At 69.9% G+C, this 25,435-nt stretch carries 27 protein-coding genes; 16 read left to right on the top strand and 11 right to left on the bottom strand.

Features of this window, described 5'->3' with window-relative positions:
• Positions 1–22 precede the first annotated feature (22 nt).
• From Q0C38_RS01235 to Q0C38_RS01255, 5 genes are all read left to right on the top strand, one after another.
• A complete protein-coding gene (locus tag Q0C38_RS01235; RefSeq protein WP_291295226.1) occupies positions 23–1,432 on the top strand; it encodes an amidase in 1,410 nt (469 codons plus the stop codon).
• Between the two features lie 91 nt (positions 1,433–1,523).
• A complete protein-coding gene (locus Q0C38_RS01240) occupies positions 1,524–1,937 on the top strand; it encodes a hypothetical protein (protein WP_291295227.1) in 414 nt (137 codons plus the stop codon).
• A 115-nt stretch (positions 1,938–2,052) separates the two neighbouring features.
• Positions 2,053–3,123: a tartrate dehydrogenase gene (locus Q0C38_RS01245; protein ID WP_291295228.1), complete on the top strand. Its 1,071-nt coding sequence runs from the start codon at positions 2,053–2,055 to the stop codon at positions 3,121–3,123.
• Between the two features lie 170 nt (positions 3,124–3,293).
• On the top strand, positions 3,294–3,533 hold the full coding sequence (locus tag Q0C38_RS01250; RefSeq protein WP_291295229.1) for a hypothetical protein: 240 nt from the start codon (positions 3,294–3,296) through the stop codon (positions 3,531–3,533).
• A gap of 101 nt (positions 3,534–3,634) precedes the next feature.
• Positions 3,635–3,823: a hypothetical protein gene (locus Q0C38_RS01255; protein WP_291295230.1), complete on the top strand. Its 189-nt coding sequence runs from the start codon at positions 3,635–3,637 to the stop codon at positions 3,821–3,823.
• Here the strand turns inward: Q0C38_RS01255 and Q0C38_RS01260 are convergent.
• A complete protein-coding gene (locus Q0C38_RS01260; protein WP_291295231.1) occupies positions 3,820–4,527 on the bottom strand; it encodes an aspartate/glutamate racemase family protein in 708 nt (235 codons plus the stop codon). The two genes, Q0C38_RS01255 and Q0C38_RS01260, sit on opposite strands and share 4 nt — an antisense overlap.
• Positions 4,520–5,431, bottom strand: coding sequence for a 3-hydroxyacyl-CoA dehydrogenase NAD-binding domain-containing protein (locus Q0C38_RS01265; protein ID WP_291295232.1), 912 nt, complete (start codon positions 5,429–5,431; stop codon positions 4,520–4,522). The genes Q0C38_RS01260 and Q0C38_RS01265 overlap by 8 nt, the downstream gene beginning before the upstream one ends.
• Before the next feature lie 151 nt (positions 5,432–5,582).
• Between Q0C38_RS01265 and Q0C38_RS01270 the strand changes: the two genes are divergently transcribed.
• The 3 genes from Q0C38_RS01270 to Q0C38_RS01280 all read left to right on the top strand — a co-directional run bounded on the left by Q0C38_RS01270 (position 5,583) and on the right by Q0C38_RS01280 (position 8,805).
• A complete protein-coding gene (locus Q0C38_RS01270; protein ID WP_291295233.1) occupies positions 5,583–6,218 on the top strand; it encodes a thermonuclease family protein in 636 nt (211 codons plus the stop codon).
• A 181-nt stretch (positions 6,219–6,399) separates the two neighbouring features.
• Positions 6,400–7,749: a citrate synthase gene (gene gltA, locus Q0C38_RS01275; RefSeq protein WP_291295321.1), complete on the top strand. Its 1,350-nt coding sequence runs from the start codon at positions 6,400–6,402 to the stop codon at positions 7,747–7,749.
• A gap of 420 nt (positions 7,750–8,169) precedes the next feature.
• The gene (locus Q0C38_RS01280; protein ID WP_291295234.1) at positions 8,170–8,805 is read left to right on the top strand and encodes a hypothetical protein; all 636 of its coding nucleotides are present in this window, start codon (positions 8,170–8,172) and stop codon (positions 8,803–8,805) included.
• A gap of 22 nt (positions 8,806–8,827) precedes the next feature.
• Here the strand turns inward: Q0C38_RS01280 and Q0C38_RS01285 are convergent, their stop codons facing one another.
• A complete protein-coding gene (locus tag Q0C38_RS01285; protein WP_291295235.1) occupies positions 8,828–9,751 on the bottom strand; it encodes a glycerophosphodiester phosphodiesterase in 924 nt (307 codons plus the stop codon).
• Between the two features lie 160 nt (positions 9,752–9,911).
• Here Q0C38_RS01285 and Q0C38_RS01290 point away from each other — a divergent pair, with 160 nt between their 5' ends.
• The 3 genes from Q0C38_RS01290 (at position 9,912) to Q0C38_RS01300 (ending at position 13,508) form a co-directional block, all read left to right on the top strand.
• Entirely contained in the window at positions 9,912–10,937 is a 1,026-nt protein-coding gene (locus tag Q0C38_RS01290) for an ABC transporter substrate-binding protein (protein WP_291295236.1), read from the top strand.
• A gap of 15 nt (positions 10,938–10,952) precedes the next feature.
• Entirely contained in the window at positions 10,953–12,629 is a 1,677-nt protein-coding gene (locus tag Q0C38_RS01295; RefSeq protein WP_291295237.1) for an iron ABC transporter permease, read from the top strand.
• Positions 12,630–12,704: 75 nt separating this feature from the next.
• Entirely contained in the window at positions 12,705–13,508 is an 804-nt protein-coding gene (locus Q0C38_RS01300) for a sulfite exporter TauE/SafE family protein (RefSeq protein WP_291295238.1), read from the top strand.
• Between the two features lie 3 nt (positions 13,509–13,511).
• On the opposite strand, the gene Q0C38_RS01305 is transcribed toward Q0C38_RS01300, so the two are convergent.
• Complete coding sequence (locus Q0C38_RS01305) at positions 13,512–14,984, bottom strand: CHAD domain-containing protein (protein ID WP_291295239.1); 1,473 nt, start codon at positions 14,982–14,984, stop codon at positions 13,512–13,514.
• An 8-nt stretch (positions 14,985–14,992) separates the two neighbouring features.
• On the bottom strand, positions 14,993–15,544 hold the full coding sequence (locus Q0C38_RS01310) for a histidine phosphatase family protein (protein WP_291295240.1): 552 nt from the start codon (positions 15,542–15,544) through the stop codon (positions 14,993–14,995).
• A 183-nt stretch (positions 15,545–15,727) separates the two neighbouring features.
• Here Q0C38_RS01310 and Q0C38_RS01315 point away from each other — a divergent pair, with 183 nt between their 5' ends.
• Genes Q0C38_RS01315 through Q0C38_RS01335 form a run of 5 tightly spaced genes read left to right on the top strand, consistent with a single transcriptional unit; the run spans position 15,728 to position 19,916 of the window.
• Entirely contained in the window at positions 15,728–16,462 is a 735-nt protein-coding gene (locus tag Q0C38_RS01315) for an SDR family NAD(P)-dependent oxidoreductase (protein WP_291295241.1), read from the top strand.
• 17 nt (positions 16,463–16,479) lie between these two features.
• On the top strand, positions 16,480–17,124 hold the full coding sequence (locus tag Q0C38_RS01320) for a DUF6134 family protein (RefSeq protein ID WP_291295242.1): 645 nt from the start codon (positions 16,480–16,482) through the stop codon (positions 17,122–17,124).
• On the top strand, positions 17,121–18,671 hold the full coding sequence (locus Q0C38_RS01325) for a cryptochrome/photolyase family protein (RefSeq protein ID WP_291295243.1): 1,551 nt from the start codon (positions 17,121–17,123) through the stop codon (positions 18,669–18,671). Before Q0C38_RS01320 ends, Q0C38_RS01325 begins: the two co-directional genes overlap by 4 nt.
• On the top strand, positions 18,668–19,465 hold the full coding sequence (locus tag Q0C38_RS01330) for an SDR family NAD(P)-dependent oxidoreductase (RefSeq protein WP_291295244.1): 798 nt from the start codon (positions 18,668–18,670) through the stop codon (positions 19,463–19,465). The genes Q0C38_RS01325 and Q0C38_RS01330 overlap by 4 nt, the downstream gene beginning before the upstream one ends.
• 4 nt (positions 19,466–19,469) lie before the next feature.
• Complete coding sequence (locus Q0C38_RS01335; protein ID WP_291295245.1) at positions 19,470–19,916, top strand: nuclear transport factor 2 family protein; 447 nt, start codon at positions 19,470–19,472, stop codon at positions 19,914–19,916.
• A 289-nt stretch (positions 19,917–20,205) separates the two neighbouring features.
• On the opposite strand, the gene Q0C38_RS01340 is transcribed toward Q0C38_RS01335, so the two are convergent.
• The 6 genes from Q0C38_RS01340 to Q0C38_RS01365 all read right to left on the bottom strand — a co-directional run bounded on the left by Q0C38_RS01340 (position 20,206) and on the right by Q0C38_RS01365 (position 25,427).
• Positions 20,206–21,027: a hypothetical protein gene (locus Q0C38_RS01340; protein WP_291295246.1), complete on the bottom strand. Its 822-nt coding sequence runs from the start codon at positions 21,025–21,027 to the stop codon at positions 20,206–20,208.
• A 103-nt stretch (positions 21,028–21,130) separates the two neighbouring features.
• Entirely contained in the window at positions 21,131–21,610 is a 480-nt protein-coding gene (locus tag Q0C38_RS01345; RefSeq protein ID WP_291295247.1) for a GNAT family N-acetyltransferase, read from the bottom strand.
• On the bottom strand, positions 21,610–22,149 hold the full coding sequence (locus Q0C38_RS01350) for a DUF3833 domain-containing protein (protein WP_291295248.1): 540 nt from the start codon (positions 22,147–22,149) through the stop codon (positions 21,610–21,612). The genes Q0C38_RS01345 and Q0C38_RS01350 overlap by 1 nt, the downstream gene beginning before the upstream one ends.
• Positions 22,149–22,889 carry a metallophosphoesterase gene (locus Q0C38_RS01355; RefSeq protein WP_291295249.1) on the bottom strand — a complete coding sequence of 247 codons (741 nt, stop codon included), beginning with the start codon at positions 22,887–22,889 and terminating at the stop codon, positions 22,149–22,151. The genes Q0C38_RS01350 and Q0C38_RS01355 overlap by 1 nt, the downstream gene beginning before the upstream one ends.
• The gene (locus Q0C38_RS01360) at positions 22,886–24,205 is read right to left on the bottom strand and encodes an MFS transporter (protein ID WP_291295250.1); all 1,320 of its coding nucleotides are present in this window, start codon (positions 24,203–24,205) and stop codon (positions 22,886–22,888) included. Before Q0C38_RS01360 ends, Q0C38_RS01355 begins: the two co-directional genes overlap by 4 nt.
• A 4-nt stretch (positions 24,206–24,209) precedes the next feature.
• A complete protein-coding gene (locus Q0C38_RS01365) occupies positions 24,210–25,427 on the bottom strand; it encodes a cyclopropane-fatty-acyl-phospholipid synthase family protein (RefSeq protein ID WP_291295251.1) in 1,218 nt (405 codons plus the stop codon).
• Between the last annotated feature and the right edge of the window lie 8 nt (positions 25,428–25,435).

The following is a 25,435-nucleotide window of genomic DNA, read 5'->3' on the forward strand; positions in this document are numbered from 1 at the left end:
TATCAACGGGAGGGGCACGACGATGACCGATGCACCGATGCGCGAGAGCTACAGCCCGGGCAGCTTCCGCCCACTCACCTTCCACGATGCGACAGAGGTGTTCGCAACAGGCACCGACAGCCCGCGCGACTATCTCGAGCGGTGCCTCGCCACGATCGTCGCGCGCGAGCCGCGGGTGCAGGCCTGGGTGGCGCTGAACGAGGCGGGTGCGCGCGAGGCGGCGGATGCCTCCACCGCGCGGTGGAGGGCCGGAATGCCACTCTCGCCGATCGACGGCATGCCCATCGGCATCAAGGACCTGATCGAGACGCACGACATGCCAACCCGCATGGGCTCGCCCCTGTTCAAGGACAATCACCCCAAGCGTGACAGCGCCCTCGTCCAGGCACTGCGGCAGGCGGGCGCGCTAGTCCTTGGCAAGACCGTCACGACTGAGCTTGGCATGAGCCATCCGGGGCCGACGACGAACCCCTTCGACGCCTCGCGCACGCCAGGCGGCTCCTCCTCCGGCTCGGGTGCGGCGGTCGGCGCACGGATGGTGCCGGTGGCGATCGGCACGCAGGTGGTCGGCTCCGTCATCCGTCCCGCGAGCTTCTGCGGCAACTGGGCGCTGAAGCCGACGCAGGGCGCGCTGAACCGTGGGGAGAGGCAGGGGCTGTCGCACTCCACGGTCGGCGTGCATGCCGGGGTGGCCGAGGACATGTGGCTTGTCGCCGCCGAGATCGCGCGGCGCGCGGGTGGCGACCCTGGCTACCCCGGCCTGTTCGGCCCGGCAGCGCCGCCTGAGCCGCGCAAGCCAGCGACGCTCGCCGTGCTGCACGGCGAGGGCTGGAAGCTGACGGATGCGCCGACGAAGGCCGCCTTCGCGCGCGTGCTCGAGGCGCTGCGCGCAGCGGGCGTCGCGGTGATCCACCCGGGCGAGAATCCCGCCCTCGATGCGCTCGAGGCGGCGGTGGCCGACAGCATGAACCTCTCGACGGAGATGTGCGCGTACGAGATGCGCTGGTCGGTCGAGAACATGATCGCGCAGCACCCTGACGGGATCAGCGACAGCCTTCGCGCGCGCCTGGTGCTCGGCCGGTCGATCACGCTCGATGCCTATCGTGACCTGTTGCGCCGGCGGACGGAGGCGCGGGCAAGGCTCGCGGCTCTCTCGCCCGTGACCGACGGCTTCATCGCGCCCGCCGCCCTCGGCCCCGCCCCGAAGCTCGGCACCGAGGCCGGCACGCGCGGCACGATCAGCCACACCACCGGCGATCCCTCCTACAACGCGATGAGCTCGATCCTCGGCGCGCCCGTCGTCACCGTGCCGCTGATGGCAGTGGGGGGCCTGCCTGTGGGCGTGCAGGTGATGGGGCAGCAGCATGATGATGCCGCGGTGGCGGGCATCGCCCGGTGGCTGGTGGCGAATGTTCCACCGGTGGAGGACTGACCCCGCCCGCGCAACGACAGTATCGGGGTTGTGATCAGCAGGGTGCGACTGCTTGGTCGCAATTCATGCTGCGGCGCACCATTTCTCCTCCATGACATACACAGCAATCGACCCAAAGACCATGCAACGGCTCTTCATGAGCAATCCCTTCATGAGCCAGTGGCTCAGCCTCGCCAACACGATGGCGGGAACCGTCCGCGGCTTCTGGACTGCCGAGCTCTCCCGGATGCAGGCGGCAGGCTTCGACGCCTTCAACCGCGAAGCCATGCGGTTCTGGAGCGCGGCATGGACCATGCCGTCCACCAAAGGCGCGAGCGGGCCAGCGGCAGCGGTTACGGAGATGGTCGAAGCGGCCGGCGAGGTCACCGAGCGTGCCGTCCGCCGCGCGATGCCGGTGCACCAGGCCTCCGTGATGCGCAGCGCCACGCCGCGCGCACGGGCAGCCAAGGCCAAGCCGGCCACGCGCAAGCCGGCGGCGGCGAAGCGGACGCCCAAGCGCCGCTGACCCCCACTTCCGTCCAGCGCCAGCCCGCGACAGCGCGGGCTGGCGATTGACGAACCGTTCCCGCCGCCTATGGTCCGCCCCGCCTTGACGGAATGGCAACATGGGGGACGCTGCAATGGCCGAACGCACGCACAGGATCGCCGTGATCCCGGGTGACGGCATCGGTCGCGAGGTCGTGCCGGAGGGGTTGCGCGTGCTCGAGGCGGCTGGCCGTCGCTTCGGCTTCTCGCTCGCCTGCACCGAGTACGACTGGTCGTGCGACCGCTACACCAAGACCGGCGCGATGATGCCCGAGAATGGCCTCGACCTGCTGGCCGAGAGCGACTCGATCTTCCTCGGCGCCGTCGGCTGGCCCGGCGTGCCTGACCACGTCTCGCTCTGGGGCCTTCTCATCCCGATCCGCCGCGGTTTCGACCAGTACGCGAACATCCGCCCCTGCCGGCTCATGCCTGGGGCCAGGACGCCGCTGGCCAACCGCACTCCCGCCGACATCGACTTCATCGTCGTGCGCGAGAACACCGAGGGCGAATACTCCTCCTCCGGCGGCCGGATGTTCACCGGCACCGAGCGCGAGTTCGTGACGCAGCAGAGCGTGTTCAGCCGCATCGGATGCGATCGCATCATCGACTATGCGTTCAGGCTCGCCGAGACGCGGCCGCGCAGGCTGGTCACGTCGGCCACCAAGTCGAACGGCATCACCTTCACCATGCCCTACTGGGATGAGCGCTTCGCCGCCGCCGCCGCGCGCTACCCCGGCGTCAAGACCGAGCAGTTCCACATCGACATCCTCTGCGCCCATTTCGTGCAGCACCCCGACTGGTTCGACGTTGTCGTCGGCTCCAACCTCTTCGGCGATATCCTGTCCGACCTCGGGCCTGCCGTGGCGGGCTCGATCGGCATCGCGCCCTCGGCCAACATCAACCCGGAGAAGGCGCACCCCTCGATGTTCGAGCCGGTGCACGGCTCGGCGCCCGACATCGCCGGCAAGTGGGTGGCCAACCCGATCGGGCAGATCTGGTCGGGTGCAATGATGCTCGAGCATCTGGGTGAAAAGGCCGCGGCGGATGCGATTGTCGCTGCGATCGAGACGGTGCTGGAGCGGGGCCCGCGGACGCGCGACATGGGCGGGCAGGCGGGAACGGTGGATGTGGGCCGGGCGATCGCCGAGGTGATCGCGCAAGGGTGAGGGTGCCCGGCCCGCCATGCCGGGAGTGTCAGGCCGTGATGACGATTGAACGGTCGTTGAATCGTGCCTATAACTATCGGCGTCAGTTGCGAGTGACTCGCATTTGACGACGCGCCGGAGCGGTGCGTGCGGGAACAGGGCGGCCCACCGGGCCGAGCGGGGTTTGCCTGATGGGACGGGACTTCGGCCAGATCACGCGGCGTTGCGAACGGGCTGTCGTCACGGCCTACAAGGATCTGCGCGCGCACGGGACGGACGACATGGCCGCCTTCGGCGCCTGCACGACGCTCTATCGCATCCACCACCCGGAGGCCTCCGTCAGCGAGGCTCGGCGGCTCGTCGCGGAATGGATCGACCATCACGTCGTGCGCCGCGACGCTGCTCCCACGCCGGGCTGCGCATGTGACTGAGGCTGCTCGCCTCTCCTGCTGCGTCCGTTTCCGACGTATCGATGCCTGATGCTCCCCGCCGCCGGGCGCGCCGTGTGCCGGCCAAGCCGAGGGGACCATCGATGACACAGACCATCACCTCACGCGCCGACCGCCAGCCACGCCAGCGCAAGGTGGTGCTGCGCGCCAGCCGCTCGCGCCTGCTGCTCGACCGGGTGATCGATGCGCTCCCCGCGCGCACCGTCACGGCGCTGAACGCCTTCGCCTTCGTCTCGCTCGCCGCAGCGCTGCTGATCCTTCTGCTGGTCTAGCCAGGTCTCGCCCACGCGAGCACGGCGCGGGCGAGCGCGTCGATCGTGTCGACCAGCATCAGGCCTGAGGCTTCCGCGTCAGGCCCGCGCAGGGCCAGCGGGATCTCGGTGCAGCCGAGGACGACCGCCGCCGCGCCACGCCCCGCCAGCGCCGTCGCCACGCCGAGCAGCGGCGCCGCGGCACCTGCGAGGTCATTCGCCTTGACGCGTGCGATCGCCGGGCTCACAGCCTCGGCCATCTCGGCCTCCGTCGGCACCAGGCAGGCATAGCCGTGCGCGGCGAGCCGGTCCTGGTAGAGGCCGAGGCGCAGCGTCGCTGCCGTTCCCATCAGCCCGATCGTTCCGCCCCCGATGCCCCGTGCCGCGAGTGCCGCAGCGGCAGCGTCGACGATGTGGATCAGCGGCAGGCGCGTCGCCGCGGTGATCCCGTCTGCCCAGAGATGGGCGGTGTTGCAGGGGATGGCGAGGCACCCGGCACCGGCCTGTTCGAGCACGCGCACGCCGGCGAGCATCGCCGGCAGCGGCGAGGGGCCGCCCGCGAGTGCGGCCGCCGTGCGGTCAGGCACGGTGGGGTCCGACCAGAGCACGGCGCGGAGATGGTCCTGGTCGCGCGCGGCCTCCGTCGCGAGCGTCAGGCGCGCGAGGAAATCCGCCCCAGCCAGCGGCCCCATGCCGCCCAGGATGCCGATGATTGGTTCAGCCATTGGACGTGCTCCCGAGCGCGCGGAGAAGGGCCACGAGGCGCGCGTCGCGCCCTGCCTCGAGCTCAGCGATCGATTTTCCGCCAGCGATGGCATCGACGCCCGCGACCAGCCTCGCCTTCAGCGCGGCATCGAGGCGCGGCGTGCGCATGCTGGCCCAGCGCCGCTCCTGCGCCGGGCCGAGATGGTCGAGATAGTGCGCAAGCCCGCCCGGGCCGCCGCCGAGATGGTAGGAGAGGTGAACCCCCGTCGCTGCCCAGCGCAGGCCCATCGAGGCCGAGAGCGCTTCGTCCACGGTCGCTGCATCGGCGATGCCGTCCTCGACCAGCGCGACCGCCTCGCGGTAGAGCGCGGCGGCGAGGCGGCCGGCGATGTGGCCCGCGATCTCGCGCCTGAGCACGACGGGGCGCTTTCCGATCGCGCGGTAGAACGCGACGGCAGCGGCGATCGTCTCGGGAGCGGTTCGTTCGCCTCCCGAAACTTCGACGAGCGGCATGAGATCGGCGGGGTTGATGGGATGGCCGAGGATGAAACGATCCGCCCCCGCGAGATCGGACACCAGCGGGGTGAGGATCAGCGCGCTCGTCGATGACGCGATCACCGTCTGCCGTGGCGTCGCGGCATCGAGCGCGGCGAAGAGGGGGCGCTTCGCGGTCTCGGTGTCGGGCGCGTTCTCCTGCACGAAGCGGGCCGGGGCGACGGCGCCCTCGAGCGTGTCGTGGCAGGTGAGCAGCGCGAGGTCAGGCGCGCCGCCGAGGGCGGCGAGCGCCGGGGCGCGTGCGCCGATCGCGGCGACGAGCCGGTCGCGGAAGCCGGGCGAGGGGTCCCACGCACGCACGGCGATGCCGCGCGACAGCAGCAGCGCCGCCCAGCCGGCGCCGATCAGCCCGGTCCCGATGATCGCCACCGGCCCCAATTGCTCGCCTCCAGGTTGCTGCATGGCCCGACCCCTTCGCCTTGCTCCAGCGCGACGCGCGGGCTAGCACCTCTCGTGTCGATTGGCCACGCCAGGATGGGGCCAAAACGGCACGGGGGCGATGGGGTTTGGGGCGGGGCCGGTGAGAGGCGCACGGGGCGGGCACGCGCAAGGCGGCAGGCGGCTGTTCGCGCGGAAACCGTCAATCGGGAGCGGCGCCCGCGCGCGCGGCGGCCGTGGCGGCTGGATCGCGGCTGCGTTCGCGAGCTTCACCGGTGCCGCCCTTGCCGCCTGGTTTGGCCTGGCGCCGGAGCCGCCATCCAAGCCTGAGGCAGAGGCGCCGCTGCCGCGCGAGATCGTGGTGCGCGCGACCGATGTGCGCGTCGTCGATGGCGATACGCTGAAGCTTGGAGATGCGACGGTGCGGCTCGCCGGCCTCGACGCGCCTGAGCGCGGCCAAGTCTGCCAGCGGGCAAACGGTTCGCGTTTCGATTGCGGCGAGGCGGCTGCCCGTCACCTGTTCACGCTGGTGCGGCGCCGCGGCGTTGCCTGCGGCGTCACCGGGCGCGACCGGTATGGGCGTGCGGTGGGCATCTGTCATGCGGATGGGTTGGACCTCGCCGAGGCGATGGTCGCCTCGGGCTGGGCGCTTGCGCTCGCCGAGGGCAGGCGCGGCCCCTCGCGCTATGGCGTGGCGGAAGCGCAGGCACGCTCGGCGCGCAACGGCCTCTGGGAAGGGCGATTCGACACGCCGGAAAGCTGGCGCAGAGCCAACTGACGCCGCAGCAATGCTGCACTGCCGCACGTTGCGTGCCCGGGCGTGCGGGGCGTATGGTGCATTGCGTTTACCGGTCCGTGCGAGGCTTCCGTCGAGGCCGCCGATATCGGCCGTTTGGCACAACCTGCGCGGCGAGGGGCAGCGCGGGTCCAGAGGGTAGGGGAGAAAGGCCATGAACGAGATGTCCAAGCCAGGGGCAGAGGCCAAACTCCCCGATGCGCAGCATGGCCATAATCAGCCAGGCAGCGCGACGCTGACGCTGGATGGCACCGGGAAGTCGATCACCCTGCCGGTGATCCCCGGCACGATCGGGCCCTCGGTCGTCGATATCCGCAAGGTCTACCCGGAGCTCGGCCTCTTCACCTACGACCTCGGCTACGGCGGCACGGCGGCGACCGACAGCAAGATCACCTACATCGACGGCGATGCCGGCATCCTGCTCCATCGCGGCTACCCGATCGAGCAGCTGGCCGAGAAGTGCAGCTTCCTCGAGGTGGCGTACCTGCTGCTGAACGGCGACCTGCCGACCAAGGCCGAGATGGCCGAGTTCGACACGGGTGTCACGCGCCACACCATGATCCACGAGCAGCTTCGCCGGTTCTATGACGGGTTCCGCCGCGACGCCCACCCGATGGCGGTGATGACGGCGGTGGTCGGCGCGATGAGCGCGTTCTACCACGACAGCCTCGACATCACCGACGAGACGCACCGGACGATCAGCGCATTCCGCCTGATCGCCAAGGTGCCGACGATCGCCGCCTGGGCCTACAAGTACTCGATCGGCCAGCCCTTCATGTATCCGCGGAACGACCTCGGCTACGCCGAGAACTTCCTCTACATGATGAACGCCGTGCCGGCGGAGCCGTACCAGGTGAGCCCGGTTCTCGCGCGTGCGATGGATCGCATCCTGATCCTGCACGCCGACCATGAGCAGAACGCCTCGACCTCGACGGTCCGCCTCGCCGGGTCGACTGGCGCCAACCCGTTCGCCTGCATCGCCGCCGGCATCGCCAGCCTCTGGGGCCCGGCGCATGGCGGCGCGAACGAGGCGGTGCTGAAGATGCTGGCCGAGATCGGCCATGTGAAGAACATCCCCGACTTCATCGCCAAGGTGAAGGACAAGGACAGCCACGTCCGGCTGATGGGCTTCGGCCACCGCGTGTACAAGAACTTCGACCCGCGCGCGAAGATCATGCAGCAGACCTGCCACGAGGTGCTGCGCGAGCTCGGCATCAAGGACGAGCCGCTGCTCGACCTCGCCATTGAGCTCGAGAACATCGCCACGCATGACGAGTACTTCGTTGCCCGCAAGCTCTACCCGAACGTCGACTTCTATTCGGGCATCATCCTGAAGGCGATGGGCATCCCCACCAGCATGTTCACCGTGCTGTTCGCGGTCGCGCGCACCACAGGCTGGATCAGCCAGTGGAAGGAGATGGTCGAGGACCCGACGCAGCGCATCGGCCGGCCGCGGCAGCTCTACACCGGCGCGCCGCAGCGTGATGTCAGCGCGCTCGCTGACCGCGGCTGAGCGCCCGGCTTCTACGGAAGGGCGCGCCAAGCCGGGCGCGCCCTTTTGTTTATCCACAGACAGATCGCGCTAGGGTTGAATCGATATCGACGCTGCACGTGCATCGTCATTCACCCACGCCGCCGTGATCGGGCCCAAGGCGTCCCGCAGCCGATCGGGCGCCGCGTGGGCCCGTATCAGGTCATGACGGTAGATCGCTGATCTTGAATCAAAGTCACCGTCCGTCTTCGTCCCATGAGACGCGACTCACGCGGCTGCATGCGCGCTCTCCGTGAGTGTCCCGTCAGCTCTCATCTGACTCACTGCATGCGCCATAGTGCGTTAATTCTATTCCAGGTTGAAATTTGCGCTTGAATTTTCCCCAGGGTTGTCCCCAGGATTCACATCATGGCATGCGTCGCAGACAGGGAGCCTTGACTCATGGAGCGACACGCGAAACTTGACGCGTTGGTTCGGCAGCAGTTGCGAAAGTGGCCCCAGGTCCTTCCTGGCCTGGCGCCGCGGGGGAACGGCCCCGTCCCGACCCTCCGTGCGAGACCATCGGAACACCAATCGCCGGCCTCGCCCTTCCTCAAGATCCCGGGCACCGACCGGCTCCGCACCCTGCCTGACGGGATGTGGCTCCAGTTCGGCGGTACGGCAGCTGAGCCATGGTGCGACGTCGTCGCGATCGAGGCCTGCTCCTCGTTCCAGAACCTGCTCGATAAGCGTTCCCGCTTCGCGCCGTCGACGCACTCGCTGCTGGCGATCTGCCCGCTGCCGTGGCTCACCGGCCCCGTCTCGCCCGAGGATCCGACACCGCGCTGGCGCCTGACCGGCATCCTGAAGGACGAACCGGTCGCCCCGCTCACCCTTCCAGTGCGCGACATGCGGGTGCTCTACGGCCTGAAGGATCGGCAATACGACCACTTCGTCACCGGGCAGGTGCCCCATGCGCACGAGTTCTTCTGCCCGATGGGCGCGCTGACGGAGGAGAAGGGCTACGATAAGCCGGGCATGCGATCCCTCATGTCGCGGCTATCGGCATCCAACAACTTCTTCGACGGAAGCCTTTGATCGTGAAGGATACCCCTCCCCGTCAAGGGGCGGGGGAGGGTGGGGGAGGGGCGATCCCCCTCGTTGCCAGGACGCCACGCAGCAGGTCTGGCCTGTCGGTGATGATGCCATCGATTCCCCAGCCGATCAGCCGCTCCATCGTCGGCACGTCATTGACCGTCCAGGGCACCACCGTGAGGCCGAGCAGCCGCGCCTCCGCCAGGCTCGCCTCCGTCACGTCGCGATGGTTGGGTGACCACACGTTGCCGCCGGCGGCAGCGACGAGCCTCGGCGCGGAATTGCCGTAGGCCGCGGCGTCCCGCCCGCCGAGCCAGGGCGAGGGGCGACCGTCGCGGGAGGACACCGTGTCGAAGCCCGGGGTCTGAGAGGTCAGGTAGCTGCGCACGACCTCCGGGCGATGCTGCTTCAGCCAGTCGAGCGACCGCCAGTCGAAGCTCTGCACCACGGCCCGTTCCGTCAGCCCCGCACGGGCGAGCGCATCGGCTACGCCCGCGGCTAGCACCTCGGGTGCGACGGTCAGGCCCTGCTGTAGCGGGGACACCTTGGTCTCGATGTTGAACCGCACCGTGTGGCTCGCGGCGTTGGCGAGCGTGAGCACGGCATCGAGCGTTGGCACCCGCGCGCCGTCGGCCGGCACCTGGTCGGGGAAGGTCGCGGCATAGCGTGTTCCGGGGCGGATCCGCCCGACATCGTGGGCCTGGAGCTCCGCGAGGGTGAGCGAGCGGATGGAAGGGCCCGGCCCCGCGAGCCAGGCGCCGTTGGGCAGGCGGGTGATGTCCGGGTTGAGCGACAGGTCGTGCATGACGACGACGACGCCGTCGGCCGTCATGCCGGTATCCATCTCGAGCGTGGTGACGCCGAGCGAGAGTGCCTTCGCAAAGCCTTCGAGCGTGTTCTCCGGTGCCAGCCCCCGCGCCCCGCGATGGCCCTGCAAGTCGAACGCCATGCCGCTTCCCCCTCCGATCAGACCTGCCATGACGAACGCAGCAAACCCGCTCAGGTAATGCCGTGTGTCATGCATTCTTCACGCTTCCCCTCTGCCCCACCATCCCTTGCACCGCTAGAGAAGCGTTGCAACGCCCCGCCCCGACCAAAGGACCTCATCGATGACGTCGTATCCGCGTCGCCCGCTTGCCGCGGCACTTGCCGCTTCGCTGCTCGGCCTCATGCCGCAGGGCGTTCAGGCCCAAGGGACGTCCCAGCCGCTTACTCAATCCGTCTCCGGCCGCCTCGTCCTCTACACGAGCCAACTCGATGCCGACGCGCAAGGGACGGTCGATGCATTCCGCGCGCGCCATCCGGGCGTCGCGGTCGAATGGGTGAGGGGCGGGACGAGCGCGCTGATCCCCCGGCTGCGCGCGGAGTTCGCGGCTGGCAGCCCGCGGGCCGACCTGCTGCTGATCGCCGACAGCCTGACGATGGAAACGCTGAAGGCCGAAAACCGCTTGCTGCGCTGGGCCGATGCGCCGCGCGGCGGCGTGCCGGCGGCGCATGTCGATGCCGATGGCTTCTACTGGGGCACCAAGCTCATCACCACCGGCATCGCGCGCAACGCCCGCGCGCCGATGCCCATCACCGCTTGGGCCGACCTCGCCGATCCGCGCGCGCGCGGGCTCGCCACCATGCCCTCGCCCAGCGTCTCCGGGGCGGCGCTGATCCACCTCTACGCGATCGTGCAGAACCCTGCGCTTGGGTGGGGGTATCTGCAGCGCGTGGCCGCCAACGGGCTCTCCGTGCGCGGCGGCAACGGGGCAGTGATGCAGTCGGTCGCCGGCGGAGAGAAGGCGTTCGGCATGATCATCGACTACCTGCCGATCCGCGAGGCGGCGAAGGGCGCGCCGGTGCAGTTCGTGTTCCCGGCCGAAGGCGTCTCCGCCATCACCGAGCCGGTGGCGATCCTTGCGGGCACGCGCAACGAGGCGGCGGCGAAGGCCTTCGTCGCGTTCCTGCTGTCGCGCGAGGGGCAGGAGCTTGCCGCGCGCCAGGGCTTCCTGCCGGCCGACCCGGCCATCGCGCCGCCCGCGGGCTTTCCCGATCCGGAGACGATCCGCGTCATGCCGCTCGACCCCAAGCGCGCGCTGGCCGAGGCGGAGGACGTGCAGCGCCGGTTCGCCATCATGATGGGCCATTAGGCGTTCGCGCGCCGGATGGGCCGCACGGCCGGGGAGAGGCTTCTCCTCCCCCTCCTGCTTTCCTGGATCCTCGCCATCTCGGTGCTGCCGATGGCGCGGCTCGCGCTCGAGGGCGTCGCGCCCTCGCTGCCCGGCGCGCCGCCTGACCTGGCACTCCGCGTCTTTTCCGATCCGCGGGTGTGGCGCGCGGCGTGGCGCACGCTCATCGTCGCCTCCGCCGCGACGGCGCTCTCGGCCCTGATCGGCACGGCGGCGGCACTCGCGCTCGGGCTTTGCCGGATTCCTGCGCGGCGCATGCTCACCTTTCTCTTCGTCGTGCCGATGCTGATCCCGCCCCAGATCGCGGCGCTGTCCTGGATCAGCGCGCTCGGGCCGTCATCGACGCTGCTGAACGCCATCGGCCTCGCCCCGCCGCTCGGTGCGCGGCACCCGCTCTACGGGCCTGGCGGCATCGCGCTGCTGCTCGGCGTGCAGCATGCGCCGCTCGTGTTCCTGCCGCTGATGGCCGCCCTCAGGCGTTTTCCCGCAGGGCTCGTCGAGGCGGCGCGGCTGGCGGGTGCCGGGCGGGGTGCAGTGCTGCAGGGCGTCGTGCTGCCGCTGCTGGTGCCGGCGCTGGCCGGTGCGCTGGCGCTCGCCTTCGTCGCCGCGATCGGCAATTTCGGCATCGCCGCGCTGCTCGGCATCCCGGCCAACCACACGCTGCTCACCGTGCTGATCTGGCAACGGCTTGCCGGGCTCGGGCCTGCGGGATTGTCGGAAGCCGCACTCCTGTCGCTGCTGCTCGCCGCCCTCGCCGCGGCCGCGCTCTGGGCCGAGGCGCGGGCAGGGCGGCGGTCGCGGCGCTTCATCACGGCCGGTGCGACGGCACCTGCCCCGAAGCTCGCCCTCGGGCCCTGGCGCTGGGCGGTGTTCGCCGCCCTCGTGTTCTATCTCGCCGCCGTGCTGGCGCTGCCGCTTGCCTCCCTCGTCGCCACCGCTCTTGTCCCGGCGATCGGCGTTCCGTTGACGCTGGCCACGGTGACGCTGCGCAACCTCGAGACTGTCTTGTTCGTGCAGCAGAATACCGCGCTGGCGTTCCGCAACAGCCTTGCCCTTTCTGCCGCCGCGGCAGTGGTCCTCGTCGGCCTCGCCCTCGCGATGGTGCGCGTCAGGCTTGCCGGCGTGGTGCGCGCGATGATCGACCTGCCCTATGCGCTGCCCGGCGTGTGCCTTGGCGTGGCGGTGATCCTCGTGCATCTCCGCCCGCTGCCGCTGATCGGCGTGTCCCTGTATGGCGGGCTCGGGCTGATCCTGATCGCCTATCTCGCCCGCTTCCAGTCGCTCGCACTGAAGCCCATCGCAGGTTCCGCCGCGCGGCTGGACCCGGCGCTCGAGGAAGCAGCGCGGCTGGCCGGCGCAGGACCGTTGCGCAGGCTGATCACGATCGCGCTGCCACTGCTCGCCCCCTCGGCCGCTGCCGCGGGCATCCTTGTCGCGCTGGCGGCGCTCAACGAGATCACCGTCTCGATCCTGCTCTATGCCGCGGGCAGCCAGACGCTCGGCGTCGTCGTGTTCGGGCTGCATGACGGCGGCGCGGTGGGGCAGGCCGCTGCCGTGTCCGTCGTCGGGCTCGCGCTCGTGCTCGGGCTGATGGGGGCCGCAAGCCTTCTCGCCCGCCGCCTGCCGCCCGGCACGCTGCCCTGGAGTGCCTGATCCGCGCCACTGCGGGACGAACCAGCCGACGCGTGCCATACACGCCACTCCCTGCCCTCGTCAGAAGCATCCGCGATGTCGCTGCTTGCAAGCCTTGCCGCGGGTTTTCCCGGGCCGATCGCCGAGCCCTGGTTCTACGCGCTCGCGATCCCGACGCTGCTGGTCACCGGCATCAGCAAGGGCGGCTTCGCCTCGGGCGGCGGCAACCTGGCCGTGCCGGCGTTGGCGCTGACCATCCCAGCCGGCCAGGCAGCCGGCATCGTGCTCCCCATCCTCTGCGCGATGGACATCGTCGGCATCTGGGCCTACCGGCGTGAATGGAACCGCCGGCTCATGCTGATCCTCGCGCCCGGCGCGCTCGTCGGCATCGCGCTCGGCGCCTTTGCGTTCGGCGAACTCTCAGACCGCGCGGTCAAGACGCTGATCGGCGCCGTGGCGGTGCTGTTCACCCTGCATGCCTGGGGCAAGGCCTGGCTCGCGCGGGGGATGGCGGCAGGGGAACCGCCGGGGGAGAACCGGCCAGCCGCCTTCGCTGCCTCGCTCGCCTCCGGCTTCACCTCGACGCTCGCCCATGCCGGGGGGCCGCCGCTGGCGATGTATCTCCTGCCGCGGCGCTATACGCGCGCGCTGCTCAACGCCACGACGGTGATGTTCTTCGCGATGGTGAACTACGTGAAGCTCGTGCCCTACGCCTGGCTCGGCCAGCTGAACGTAACCAATCTCGCCACCTCCGCCCTGCTTCTGCCGACCGCCCCGATCGGCGTGTTCCTCGGCCTCTGGCTGTCGCGGCGGGTGACCGATGCGCTGTTCTACAGGATCGTCTTCGCGCTCCTGTTCGTGACGGGCCTGAAGCTTCTCTACGACGGGCTGATCGCCTGAGCGCTAGTCCCAGAAGGTCTCGCGCTCGAGGAACTTGTCCCAGGCCTTGAACGCGGCCTCGCGCGCACCGTCGGATTTCGCCGCGATCCAGCCCTCGACCACGCCGACCGCGAAGGCACGGGCCTCATGCGGTTCCGCGAGGTGGCCGAGCAGCGTGGCGGCAACGGCGGCGTCGTTGATGTGGCCAAGCTCCTCCTGCACGGCGGCGAGCGCGCGGAGGAAGCGACGCGCCTTTTTCGGCGAGAACAACTGGCCGAACATCTCAGCCGCATAGCGCAGCCGCTTGGCATCGAGCCTGAGCGCGTGCAGCGCCTCGACCGGAAGCCCCGCGAGATCCTCGCCATGGCGCAGCACACGCTTGAGCCGCTTCTGCAGGGCCTTGGCTGCGAACGCGGAAGCCGGCTCCGGCGCCTCGCGCTCACCTTGGGCGAGCGCGGCGAGGGAGAGCGACAGCAATCGGAAGCCGGGGGTGTCGAGCGCCTCGCGCAGCCTGGCGTAGGCTGCCTCGCGCGCCGCCGTCGCGTCAGCCGCCAGCGCCCCGATCCGCTCGTCACGCGGGAAGGCAGCGCGCACTGCGGCGAGGCGGCCGCCGATGAACACGTCCCAGTCACGCGCGGGGCCAAGGCGGCTCGCGAGTGCCTTCAGCCCGGACGATGCCAGTGTGCCCGGAGGCCCGGCATGGTCGCGGAACAGCGAGAGCGCGGAGCGGAGGCGCCGCAGCGCCACGCGCATCTGGTGCACGCCCTCCGGCGTCTCTCCTGCGAGCGCGGCCGGTGCGTGGGCGAGCATGGCGAGTGCGAGGTGCGAGACGATGGCGGAGAATGCCTCCGCCACCGCAGCCGTCGGCGCGATCGCGGGCGCCCCCTGCCGGAGCGGGCGTGGAGGGAGGCCGCGCGCCAGCCCGCGCGCCACCTCCACGAGGCTGGTGGCAGGCAGCGAGAGCGGCAGCATGGCGGCAAGCCGCTCGGCGGTGGCGAACACCGCAGCCCTCTCGCCGGTGATGCAGAGCCGAGCGATCGGCTGTTCCGCCGTCACCGCCCTGAGCGTGCCGGACAGCAGCGACAGCGCGGGGCCAGCCTCGCCAGCCGCCAGCGTGCTCCGCCTGCCCGAGAAGGCAGCGAGCGGCTGCGGCACGACGCCGGCATCGCGCCCGAGCAGGTCGGCGAAGGCGCCAAGGTCGGGCTGGAGGTCGGGCAGCGTGGTTTCGGCGAGCACCGGCATCGGCGCGCCCGGGTACCAGATCTCGCTGTCCGCGGGCATGCAGCGGACGAGGCGCTGCACGGCGCCACGCCGGCGCTTCTCGACCACGAGCGCAAGCCCTGCCTTGCCGAGAGCGCCGTCTGCCGCGCAGGACAGCACCTGCTCCACCGCTGCATGCCGTGGCTTCGCTGCTGGTCCCCCACCGGGCCGCGCGTGGCGAAACAAGTGCCGCGCTGCTTCGGGCGCAAGCACAAGCTCGATCGTGATGTCGGCCATGCCTGGCCTCAGTGGCCCAGGATGTCGGGTTGGATGTCGGGCGACAGATCACGCGGGCAGAGGAAGCGAACGAGCCTGCCTGCCCCCGCCTCGATCCCCCACCAGGGGGCGGCGATCGCGAACTCGGCGAGCGCGCCGGTGGGATAGCGTTCGCCCAGCGTCTCGGCATCGCGGCCGCCCTTGGCGAGGCCGGCCGGACCGACCAGGGTGAGTGCCAGGTTGTGCAGCCCGGGATTGTGCCCGATCAGCAGCACACTGCGCGCGGTTTCGGGCACGGCGTGGAGCATGCCGAGCATCGCTTCCGCCGGGGCGAGGTAGAGCGCCTCATGCTCATCGACCAGCGGCGAGCCTTCGATCGGCTCGATCGCGGCCAGCGTCTCGCGGGTGCGGCGGGCGGTGGAGACGAGGACGATGTCGGGTGCGAGGCCGAGCTTGCGCATCGCCGCGCCCATCGCGACAGCGTCATGCTGGCCGCGCGCATCGAGCGGCCGCTGATGATCCGGCGTCCTCGGGTCGTCCCAGGAGGATTTCGCGTGGCGCAGCAGCAGGAGCTGTCGCATGGGCTGGCGTCGTGGTCCTGATCATCGGGTCGTTGTTACTCGACCATCGCACGGTGCGAGCCTGCCGCCCATCCCTCGCCGCGGGCCCATACCTGTTCGTATGGGGGTCACGCTTCCGTGGGCGGTTGAAGCAGGCCTGCCGGTCCCTACCATCTGTCAACGATCTGTCGGTAAGGGGTGATCATGTCGGGTGCGGTTCTGGTGTTCGGTGCAACGGGCGGGATCGGCGGTGCGATCGCCGAGGGGCTTGCCGCATCCGGCGTGCCGGTCCACCTCGCGGGGCGCGATGCCGGGCGGCTCGGTGCCCTCGCGGCCCGGCTCGGCGCGCCCGCGACGGTGTGTGACGTTCTCGCCCCCGGTGCCATCGCCCAGGCCGTGACGGAGGCATCCGCCACGCATGGCGGGGCGCTTGCCGGGCTCGTCTTCGCGATCGGATCGATCGTGCTGAAGCCAGCGAAGCGCGCGACGGTGGAGGACCATCTCTCCGCCTATCGCCTCAACGTCGTTGCCGCCGCCGAAGCCATCGCGGCGGCCGAGCCTGCGCTGAAGGCAGGGCAGGGCTCGGTCGTGCTGTTCTCGTCCGTTGCGGCGCGGTCAGGGTTTGCCAACCACAGCGTGATCGGGCCGGCCAAGGCAGCGGTCGAGGGGCTGACGGTGGCGCTCGCGGCCGAGCTCGCGCCCTCGGTCCGGGTGAACTGCATCGCACCCAGCCTGACGCGGACCGCCATAGCTGCACCGTTGGCCGGCAACGAGGCCATGGCCAAGGCGATCGCGGCCCAGCATCCGATCCCGCGCCTCGGCGAGGCGGAGGATGCAGCGGCGCTGGCAAGGTTCCTGCTAAGCCCTGCGGCCGGGTGGATCACCGGCCAGGTGTTTGCCGTCGATGGCGGGCGGTCGAGCCTGCGGACAAAGGGATAGGGAGGGAGGGCTCACGCATGCTGCATCGCAGGTCCATTCTGCTTGCCGCGCCTGCCATCGTTGCCGCGCGCGGCAGCCTTGCCGCGATCCCGCCGGGCGACAGGATCGCATTCACGGTGACGCGCAATGACAGCCAGATCGGCACGCACGTGCTCACCTTCACGCGTGACGGTGCCGATGTGCGCGTGGCCATCGCGATCGATTTCGCGGTCCGCTTCATCGGCATCACCGCGTTCCGCTACACCCACCGCAACACCGAGGTCTGGCGCGGCGACAGGCTGCTCGCGATCGATGCCACGACCGACAACAACGGCACCCCGCTCGCCGTGAAGGCGCGCGCGAACGGGGCTGGCATCGCCGTCGAGGGCACGGAAGCCGGCACCTATGTCGCGCCGATCGAGGCGATCTCGACCAGCTACTGGCACGGCGCCTTCCTCCGCGGCCAGAAGATCGACACCCAGGGCGGCAGGCTTCTCACCACGTCGCTGGAGCAGTTGGGCGAGGAAACGATCCCTGTTGCCGGCCGCCCGACACCGGCGCAGCGCTGGCGCATCGCCGGCGATCTCACGCTCGACATCTGGTACGACCGCGCCGGCGCCTGGTCGGCGCTGCGCTTTCCCCGCAGCGACGGCTCCGTCATCGCCTACACGCGCACCGCATGAGCGAGGCCGGTGTGTTGCGCGTCGTGCTGGGAGACCAGCTGGCGCGCGGCCTCTCAGCGCTTGCCGGCATCGACCCCGCGCGCGACCGCGTGCTGATGGCCGAGGTGATGGGCGAGTGCACCTATGTGCCGCACCACCCGAAGAAGATCGCGCTCGTCCTCTCCGCCATGCGCCACTTCGCCGCAACGCTGCGGGAGGAGGGCATCGCGGTCGACTACGTCACGCTGGATGACGCCGACAACACCGGCACGCTCACGGGCGAGGTGGCGCGCGCCGTCGCACGCCACGCACCCGCCCGCATCGTCGCGACCGAGCCCGGCGAGTGGCGGGTGCGCGAGGCCATGCGCGGGTGGGGCGGCGACGTTCCGGTGGAGGTCCGCCCCGACACGCGGTTCGTGGCGAGCATCGCCGATTTCGCCCGCTGGGCGGAGGGGCAGAAGGTGCTGCGGATGGAGTTCTTCTACCGCGAGATGCGCCGCCGCACCGGCCTGCTGATGGACGGCGGCGAGCCAGTTGGCGGGCAGTGGAACCTTGATGCCGAGAACCGCAAGCGCCTGCCGAAGGGCGAGCGCATCCCGGCACCCCTGCGCTTCGCGCCGGATGCGATCACGCGCGAGGTGCTCGCCCTCGTCGCCCGGCGGTTCCCCAGCAATTTCGGCACGCTCGAGGGCTTCTCCTTCCCCGTCACGCCAGCGGAGGCCGAGGCCGCGCTCGACGCCTTCGTGCGCGAGCGCCTGCCGCGCTTCGGCGACTACCAGGACGCGATGGCGACGGGCGAGCCGACGTTGTTCCACGCGCTGATCAGCACGAGCCTCAATATCGGCCTGCTTGACCCTCTGGAGGCATGCCGCCGCGCGGAGGCCGCGTGGCGTGCGGGGCATGCGCCGCTGAACGCGGTCGAGGGCTTCATCCGCCAGATCATCGGCTGGCGCGAATACGTCCGCGGCCTCTACTGGCTGAAGATGCCGGGCTACGCGAGCCTCAACGCACTCGGCGCCGACCGTGCGCTGCCGGACTTCTACTGGTCGGGTGACAGCGGCATGGCATGCATGGACCAGGCGATCGGCCAGACGCGCGACCTCGCCTACGCGCACCACATCCAGCGGCTGATGGTGACGGGCAATTTCGCGCTGCTTGCCGGCATCGACCCGGCGGCGATCAACGAGTGGTATCTCGCCGTCTATGCCGATGCATTCGAGTGGGTGGAACTGCCCAACACCCATGGCATGGCGATCCACGCCGATGGTGGCATCATGGCGTCAAAGCCCTACGCCGCCTCAGGCAAGTACATCGACAGGATGAGCGATCATTGCGGCACCTGCCGCTACACCGTGGCTGACGCAACAGGGCCGCGCGCCTGCCCGTTCAATTCACTGTATTGGGATTTCCTCGCCCGCCACCGCACCCGCTTCGAAGGCAACCCCCGCATGGCGCAGATGTACCGCACGATGGACCGCATGGCGCCCGAGAAGGTGACGGCGATGCGCCGGCAGGCGAGGGAGTTCCTCGATAGCGTGGCACCGCGCCTGGCCGAGCGCGCGGCATGAACAGTCCGGGCTCTTCCAGGCCGCGCCCCGCCAAGCCGGCTGACGGCCTCGCGTGGGTCACCGGTGCGTCCTCCGGCATCGGGCGGCAGGTGGCACTCGACCTTGCCCGCGCTGGCTGGACGGTGGTTGTGACCGCCCGCCGTGCCGAGGAACTGGCAAAGCTCGCGGCCGAGGGCCCTGCGGGAAAGATCATCGCCGCACCGGCCGACGTGACGGATGCGCAGGCGATCGACGCTGCCGTTCACACCGCGCAGACGGAAGCCGGGCGCCCGATCGCGCTCGCCCTGCTCAACGCCGGCACCTACATGACCGACAGCGCCGAGCGGTTCGACCTCGCGGCCTTCTCGGCCCAGGTGAACGTGAACCTGATCGGCACGGCGAACGCACTCGCCGCGGTGATGCCGGCGATGATCGCGCGGCAATCGGGGCAGATCGCGATCGTCTCCTCCGTCGCCGGCTATCGCGGCCTGCCGCGCGCCATCGCCTATTCCGCGACCAAGGCAGCGCTGATCGCCATGAGCGAGAGCCTCAAGTTCGACCTCGACCACGCCGGCGTGATGATGAACGTGGTCAACCCCGGCTTCGTGAAGACGCCGCTGACCGACAGGAATGACTTCCCCATGCCGTTCCTCATGTCGGTCGAGGATGCGTCACAACGCGTGGTGCAGGGCTTGGCGCGCGGCGGGTTCGAGGTGTGCTTCCCGCGCCGCTTCGCGTATATCCTGAAAACCATGAGGCTGCTTCCCTACGCGCTCTACTTCCCCCTCGTCGGCCGCACGACGGGCAAGCGCTGACGCCATGGCCGCGACCACCATGCTCAACCCGCGCGCCGGCGCCCTGGCAGCCTGGGGTGACGCATGGGAGGCGTTGCGGCCCGGCACGGTCGAGGCGCTGCTTTCGCTCGCCGCCCCCGACATACGCTTCAGCGATCCGTTCCAGGTGGTGCACGGGCGCGACGGGCTCAGGCGCGTCATCACCCACATGTTCAGCCGCGTGCCCGACCCGCGCTTCACCGTGACCGACCGCGCCTTCGGCATCGAGGCCGGCTACCTGCGGTGGACCTTCTCCTGGGGCCCTGGCGGCCAGGCCGAGACGATCATCGGGATGAGCGAGATCCACCTCCGCGGCGACGGGCTCGTGACCGCGCATATCGACCATTGGGACAGCGGCAGCCAGGTCTATGCCCGGCTGCCGGTGCTGGGCGCCGTGATCCGCATGGTCGCCCGCCGCGTGGCCGGCAGCTGACGCGTCTTCGTCGACGCGCGCGACCCGATCGAGATCATGTTCGTCGGCCACCCCGCACCGGTCGACGCGATCGTCCCTTCGATGCCGCGACGCTCGACTTCGGTGCCGCGAAGGCAGCTACGGGATGGTGCGCAACGCTGCGTGCGTGGCTGACGTTGAGCGTGGCATTCAGGCTGCCGTGCGCAGTCGCGTGCTAGAGCAATATCCGCATTCGTAGACTCGCGAAGCGATCCGTAAGCGGATGAAATTGCTCGCAAGCAATGGCGAGACCATGATCCGTCCAAACGGATCACGATCTAGCGCGCCGTCCGCTGCGCGCCCCGATGACAAGGAGCGTCGCGAGCGGCAGTGCCATGAGCATCCATGCAGGGGGTTCGGAAACGAGCACGAACTTCTGCACGAAGTCCGTCTCGCTGATTTGTGCGATCGTGTTGGACCGGACAGTGCCCAGATAGCTCAAGGCTGAACTGCCGACGTCTACCGTCGTTGTGACGGTGAAGAAGCGCAGGTTCGGGACGTGCGCACTTGTTGCGTAGCGCGCTTGGTCATTCGGGGCGCCTTCACGAAAGATCGATCCGACATCGATGGGCTCGCCCGCATAGTCGGTGATCTGGGTCGAAACCGTGATGAAGGTGAGAAATTCCGGTCGTGACGTCACGATCACAGGCGGCTGGAGGAAATAGGCCTCCGCGCGAACGACATTCGCCTGGAGGCCGTCGATCACAGCATCGTCGGTCACGGCCATGAGATAGGAGAAGCGGGTGAGCCTGTTCAGCTGGACCGTGCGCAATGCTGGTTGCGATGTCGAAACTGTCGGGACGAACTCCCAATTGGATGCGTCCGGCGAGTATGTGACCGCCACGCCGGCTGTAGCGACGCCGGACATTGCGACTTCCACGTGGTAGAGTTCAGCCGCACCAACACCAACAGATGTATTCTCGATCAACTGCCAGTTGAGCAGGCGGACGCCGCTGGCTTCGAGATAGGCGGCGGGATCCTCCAAGAGCGACCCGAGGAGCACCGGCGCTGCGGAAGCTGGACGCGATACCGTCCCGACCGCGACGGGCAGCACGCATCCCAGGAGCAGAATGTGCAACAATTGCCACATCATCGTGGCTCCTCGCCTGGTCATGGCCGTTCGTTTCGGCGAGGATCATGCGCGTACGCGAATGACGCATTGATTGAGGTCAACGTGGCGGTGCGGCTGGCGCGGCTTATGGTGCCTGCCCCAGATCGCGGCGCATCAACTGCTGCGGGCGTCCCTGTTCGACGATCGCTCCCGCCGCCTGCCAGCCGAGTGAGGCGTAGAGCGGGGCGGCCGTCTCGGTGAACAGCCAGAGCGTGGGCACGCCCGCACTCCGCGCCGCACTCTCGACGGCCGTCACCAGGACGCGCGCATGCCCGCGCCCCCGGAACGCGGGATCGACGAACACCGAGGCGAGCCAGGGCGAGAGGTCGGGCCGGCTGTCGCTGTCCTCGGCGACGAAGCTCGCGGTGCCGGCGGGCGTATCGCCCTCCAGCACCACGAAGCACTGCTCGAGCCCGAGCTGTGCGGTGCGAGAGGCGACGCGGGCCTCCGTGCGCTCGATCAATCGGCCCTTCGGCCTGCCCCACTCCTCCCAGATCCAGCGCGCGACGATCGGCGCGAGATCTGGCCGCGCGGCGATCGTGGTGAGCGAGAGCGGACCCCGCATCACGCGCGGCGGAAGGCGAGTTGCACCGTGCCGATCCAGATGCCCCAGCGATAGACGCGGGCGGTGTTCAGCACCACGTCCTCGTCGATGCGGAACATCCAGTCGTCGAACCGCACCTCCCAGGTGCTCTCGCCGACCTTGAGGTTGATGCGATAGCCGAACTGGAAGGCGTTGCCCGCCTCGCGGCCGGTGGCGACGCCGATCACGTCGTCAGCCCGGCCTTCCCAGGTGCGGTCGCCGGTTTTCGTCAGCCGCCAGATGCGGCGCTGCTTCTCGCCGTCGTTGTAGAGGAAGTCCTCGTCCAGCGTCAGCGTCGTACCGTCCCACGTGCCGTCGATGTCGACGACGAAGGTGCGGCGAACGGTGCCGAAACGATCCTCGAACAACCCCGCCGCGCGCGTCTTGCCGGCGAAGTACTGCTCGAGCCTCAGCTCGGGTTTGCCTTGCGCGAAATCCTCGATCTTCATCCCGCCCCCGCATCCTGCCGCCAGCAGCACCACCATGAATGCCGCGATGCCACGCCACCTTCGCCACGCCATCATGTCGCTTCCTCTCCGTCCACACCGAGATCGCACCAGGAGAGGTGCCCGCCCTTGCCGGCACCGGTGTCCATGAACACGGCCCTGCCGCCGGCCTTGCCCCGCCTGATATGGGGCCGCCCATCGGTCGAGCGCGTGTCGTGCCCGCAATAGACCGTGAGCCCCGCGGGGATCGCATCCACCCAGCCGAGGACACGCACGGGATAGCCCGCGGCGGTGACGGCACCGCGTGCCGTCTGGCCGAACAGCGCGCGCGCGATGGCCCCCTCCGGCCTCTGCGTTCCCGCATCGGCAGGCGGCGGCGACGCGAGCATGGAGGGATGGAACCCACCATGGACGAACAGCGTCACTGGCCCGAAGCCGACCCAGGCCGGCGCGCGTGCGATCTCGGCGATCGCGCGCGCGGCCAGCGCCTCGCCATCCGGGTGCGCCTTGAGCTGTGCCAGCGTGGCGCCGAGCCCGTCCTCGTCAACCCGCATCGCTTGGCCTGAGAGGGCGCGACGGAGCTTGTGGTCATGATTACCGAGGAGGAACAGCCCCGCACCGCGATCGATCAGGCCGAACATCATCGCGAGCACGGCGGGCGCATCGGGCCCATGATCGGTCAGGTCGCCGAGCTGCACGGTGAAGAGGCGCCGCTCTGCCGCACCTTCCACCGCCGCCTCGAAGGCCCGCGCCTCGCCATGCACGTCACCCACCACGCGCACGCCGGCGAAGCCTGGCGGGAGCCTGAGCCTCACCGCGCTGCCTCGAGCTGTTCACGCAGGTGCGCCTGTGCGGCGGCATCGAGCGGGAAGCGCCACATCAGCGAGACGGCGGCGAGCTTCAGCACGACCGGCGCCGCGCAATAGAGGCCAACGAGGGCGGCAAGCCCGCGCACCTCGCCGCCCGCGGATGAAAAGCCGAGGCCCTCAAGAAGTGGCAGGCCGAGCCCGACGGCGAGTGCATTGCCGAGCTTCTGCGCCATCGACGAGACCGCGAACAGGAGGCCCGCGCGGCCCTCGCCGGTCTCGAGGGTGTCGAGGTCGACCACATCGGCCTGGATGGCGGGCGGCAGGGCGAGATCGGCCCCAAGTGCCGCACCGGACAGGGTCGAGATGACAAGGAACAGCATCCAGTCGCCCGGCCCCAGCAGCGGCACGAAGGCGAAGACGAGGCTTGCCCAGAGCATCGCCGCGCACCAGGCGCGGTGCTTGCCGATGCGCGCGGCAAGCCGCGTCCAGCCGGGCACGGCGATGATGCCGGCCAGGAAATAGGCGAGCAGCAGCGGCCCTGCCTTGTCCTCGGCCGCGAGCAGGTGCGTCACCACGAGAAGGAACAGCGCCGCCGGCAGCCCGTTCGCCATCCCGTTCAGCACCCAGGCCGACAGCAACCGCCGGAACGGCGCGTTGGCGAACAGGGGCGCGAGCGTGGCGCGGAGGCCGAACGGGGCCGTCCGCGCGGGGTGACGCGCATCCGGCACGATCGCGAACAGCAGCGCGAGTGCGGGGATGGCAAGCCCGAGCGTGACGAAGGCAAGCGCGCGGAGGTCATCGGCGATGCCCCCCGGTGCGAGGGCCGGGATCAGCGCCGAGGCGACAATGCCGCCGAGCGTCGCCGCCTCCCGCCAGGCATTCACCCGCGTGCGCTGGTGATAGTCGCCCGACAGTTCCGCCCCCCAGGCGGTATGGGCGATGTTGAGCATCGTCCACCCGAGATAGACGAGGCTCGCGGTGACGAAGAGATGCACCGCGCCAGCGCCCGCGGGCGGCACGAACAGGAACCAGACGGCGGGGGCCGCGATCGGCAGTGCTGCCGCGACCCACGGGCGGCGGCGGCCGAACCGGCCGGAGCTGCGGTCGCTCAGCATGCCCACGAGAGGATCGGTCACGACATCGAACAGGCGCGTGGCGAGCAGCACGAGCCCGACGGTGGTCAGCCCAAGCCCCATCGTCTCGCCCCAGAAACTGGGCAGGTAGACGTTCAGCGGCAGGCCGAGGATGGCGAGCGGAAACGCTGGTGCGGCGTAGGCCCCCAGCGTGCGCACGGGCAGGCGCCGCGGCAGCGCCATGCTCATGGCGTCAGGGCCGCGTCAGCACGATGCGGCCGACATCGGTCCAGCCGGCGCGGAAGCCCGTCTCGCAATAGGCGAGGTAGTATTCCCAGAGGCGCTTGAAGCGATCGTCGTAGCCGCGCGGCGAGATCTGCGGCCACGCTTCCTGGAAGCGTTCGTTCCAGAGTCGGAGCGTTTCCGCGTAGGAAGGACCGAACCACGTCTCCGACTGCCAGGTGAAGCCGGCGCGTGCCACCTCCTCGCGCAGCCGCGTGGGCGATGGCAACATGCCGCCGGGGAACACGTAGCGCTGGACGAAGTCGGCCGAGGAGCGATAGACCGGGAAGAACCTGTCCGCGATCGTGATGATCTGCAGCCCTGCCTGCCCGCCGGGAGCCAGCCGTTCGCGCAGCGTCGTGAAGAAGGCCGGCCAGTAGGCCTCGCCCACCGCCTCGAACATCTCGACCGAGGCGATCCTGTCGAACCGCTCCGGCACATCGCGGTAGTCCTGCAGCCTGATCTCCACGCGGTCCGACAGGCCTGCCGCGGCGATGCGGGTGACGGCATGGGCATGCTGTTCGCGCGAGAGCGTGAGTGCCACGACGGAGGCGCCGTATTCGCGCGCCGCGATCTCGGCGAGGTAGCCCCAGCCGCAGCCGATCTCGAGCAGCCGCTGTCCCGGGCGGAGGTCGATCGCTGTCAGCAGGTTCCGTACCTTGCGCGCCTGCGCTTCCTCGAGCGCCTCGTCGGGCGCGGCGAACTCTGCCGCGGAGTAGGTCATCGTCCGGTCAAGCCAGGTGCCGTAGAACGCGTTGCCGAGGTCGTAGTGCGCGGCGATGTTGCGCTTGGCCCCGCGCCGTGTGTTCGGCCGGACCGCGTGGAAGATGCGCGAGAGCGTGCGCACCAGCATGCTGCCCCGCAACACCTCGTCCCACTCCGCCTCGTTGGCGGTGGCAAGCGCCATCACCGCGCGGATGTCGGGGCTCGACCAGTCGCCGTCGAGATAGGCTTCCGCCCAGCCGAGGCTGCCGCCGAGCGCGAAGCGGCGGATCGCGCGCGGCCTGAGCAGCGTCACCTGCGCTTCCGGTCCATCGTGATGCCCCCCGAAGCGGTGCATAGAGCCGTCGGGCAGGGTGAGCATCAGGTGCCCCGCGCGGATCAGCCCGGCGAGCTTCAGGGCAAGGCGGAAGCGCCGGTCGCGCGGCAGCGCGCGCGTGGCGGGGAGGGTGGTGTCTGTCCCGTGCATCAGTTCTG

Origin of the sequence: Elioraea sp., assembly GCF_022842375.1 — a bacterium.
GTDB lineage: Bacteria > Pseudomonadota > Alphaproteobacteria > Acetobacterales > Acetobacteraceae > Elioraea_A.

Excerpts from the sequence above, each read along its gene's own strand:
- Q0C38_RS01235 (WP_291295226.1), top strand. The coding sequence starts at position 23 with ATGACCGATGCACCGATGCGCGAGAGCTACAGCCCGGGCAGCTTCCGC.
- Q0C38_RS01240 (WP_291295227.1), top strand. The coding sequence starts at position 1,524 with ATGACATACACAGCAATCGACCCAAAGACCATGCAACGGCTCTTCATG.
- Q0C38_RS01245 (WP_291295228.1), top strand. The coding sequence starts at position 2,053 with ATGGCCGAACGCACGCACAGGATCGCCGTGATCCCGGGTGACGGCATC.
- Q0C38_RS01250 (WP_291295229.1), top strand. The coding sequence starts at position 3,294 with ATGGGACGGGACTTCGGCCAGATCACGCGGCGTTGCGAACGGGCTGTC.
- Q0C38_RS01255 (WP_291295230.1), top strand. The coding sequence starts at position 3,635 with ATGACACAGACCATCACCTCACGCGCCGACCGCCAGCCACGCCAGCGC.
- Q0C38_RS01260 (WP_291295231.1), bottom strand. The coding sequence starts at position 4,527 with ATGGCTGAACCAATCATCGGCATCCTGGGCGGCATGGGGCCGCTGGCT.
- gltA (WP_291295321.1), top strand. The coding sequence starts at position 6,400 with ATGTCCAAGCCAGGGGCAGAGGCCAAACTCCCCGATGCGCAGCATGGC.
- Q0C38_RS01280 (WP_291295234.1), top strand. The coding sequence starts at position 8,170 with ATGGAGCGACACGCGAAACTTGACGCGTTGGTTCGGCAGCAGTTGCGA.
- Q0C38_RS01285 (WP_291295235.1), bottom strand. The coding sequence starts at position 9,751 with ATGGCGTTCGACTTGCAGGGCCATCGCGGGGCGCGGGGGCTGGCACCG.
- Q0C38_RS01290 (WP_291295236.1), top strand. The coding sequence starts at position 9,912 with ATGACGTCGTATCCGCGTCGCCCGCTTGCCGCGGCACTTGCCGCTTCG.
- Q0C38_RS01295 (WP_291295237.1), top strand. The coding sequence starts at position 10,953 with ATGGGCCGCACGGCCGGGGAGAGGCTTCTCCTCCCCCTCCTGCTTTCC.
- Q0C38_RS01300 (WP_291295238.1), top strand. The coding sequence starts at position 12,705 with ATGTCGCTGCTTGCAAGCCTTGCCGCGGGTTTTCCCGGGCCGATCGCC.
- Q0C38_RS01305 (WP_291295239.1), bottom strand. The coding sequence starts at position 14,984 with ATGGCCGACATCACGATCGAGCTTGTGCTTGCGCCCGAAGCAGCGCGG.
- Q0C38_RS01310 (WP_291295240.1), bottom strand. The coding sequence starts at position 15,544 with ATGCGACAGCTCCTGCTGCTGCGCCACGCGAAATCCTCCTGGGACGAC.
- Q0C38_RS01315 (WP_291295241.1), top strand. The coding sequence starts at position 15,728 with ATGTCGGGTGCGGTTCTGGTGTTCGGTGCAACGGGCGGGATCGGCGGT.
- Q0C38_RS01320 (WP_291295242.1), top strand. The coding sequence starts at position 16,480 with ATGCTGCATCGCAGGTCCATTCTGCTTGCCGCGCCTGCCATCGTTGCC.
- Q0C38_RS01325 (WP_291295243.1), top strand. The coding sequence starts at position 17,121 with ATGAGCGAGGCCGGTGTGTTGCGCGTCGTGCTGGGAGACCAGCTGGCG.
- Q0C38_RS01330 (WP_291295244.1), top strand. The coding sequence starts at position 18,668 with ATGAACAGTCCGGGCTCTTCCAGGCCGCGCCCCGCCAAGCCGGCTGAC.
- Q0C38_RS01335 (WP_291295245.1), top strand. The coding sequence starts at position 19,470 with ATGGCCGCGACCACCATGCTCAACCCGCGCGCCGGCGCCCTGGCAGCC.
- Q0C38_RS01340 (WP_291295246.1), bottom strand. The coding sequence starts at position 21,027 with ATGATGTGGCAATTGTTGCACATTCTGCTCCTGGGATGCGTGCTGCCC.
- Q0C38_RS01345 (WP_291295247.1), bottom strand. The coding sequence starts at position 21,610 with ATGCGGGGTCCGCTCTCGCTCACCACGATCGCCGCGCGGCCAGATCTC.
- Q0C38_RS01350 (WP_291295248.1), bottom strand. The coding sequence starts at position 22,149 with ATGGCGTGGCGAAGGTGGCGTGGCATCGCGGCATTCATGGTGGTGCTG.
- Q0C38_RS01360 (WP_291295250.1), bottom strand. The coding sequence starts at position 24,205 with ATGAGCATGGCGCTGCCGCGGCGCCTGCCCGTGCGCACGCTGGGGGCC.
- Q0C38_RS01365 (WP_291295251.1), bottom strand. The coding sequence starts at position 25,427 with ATGCACGGGACAGACACCACCCTCCCCGCCACGCGCGCGCTGCCGCGC.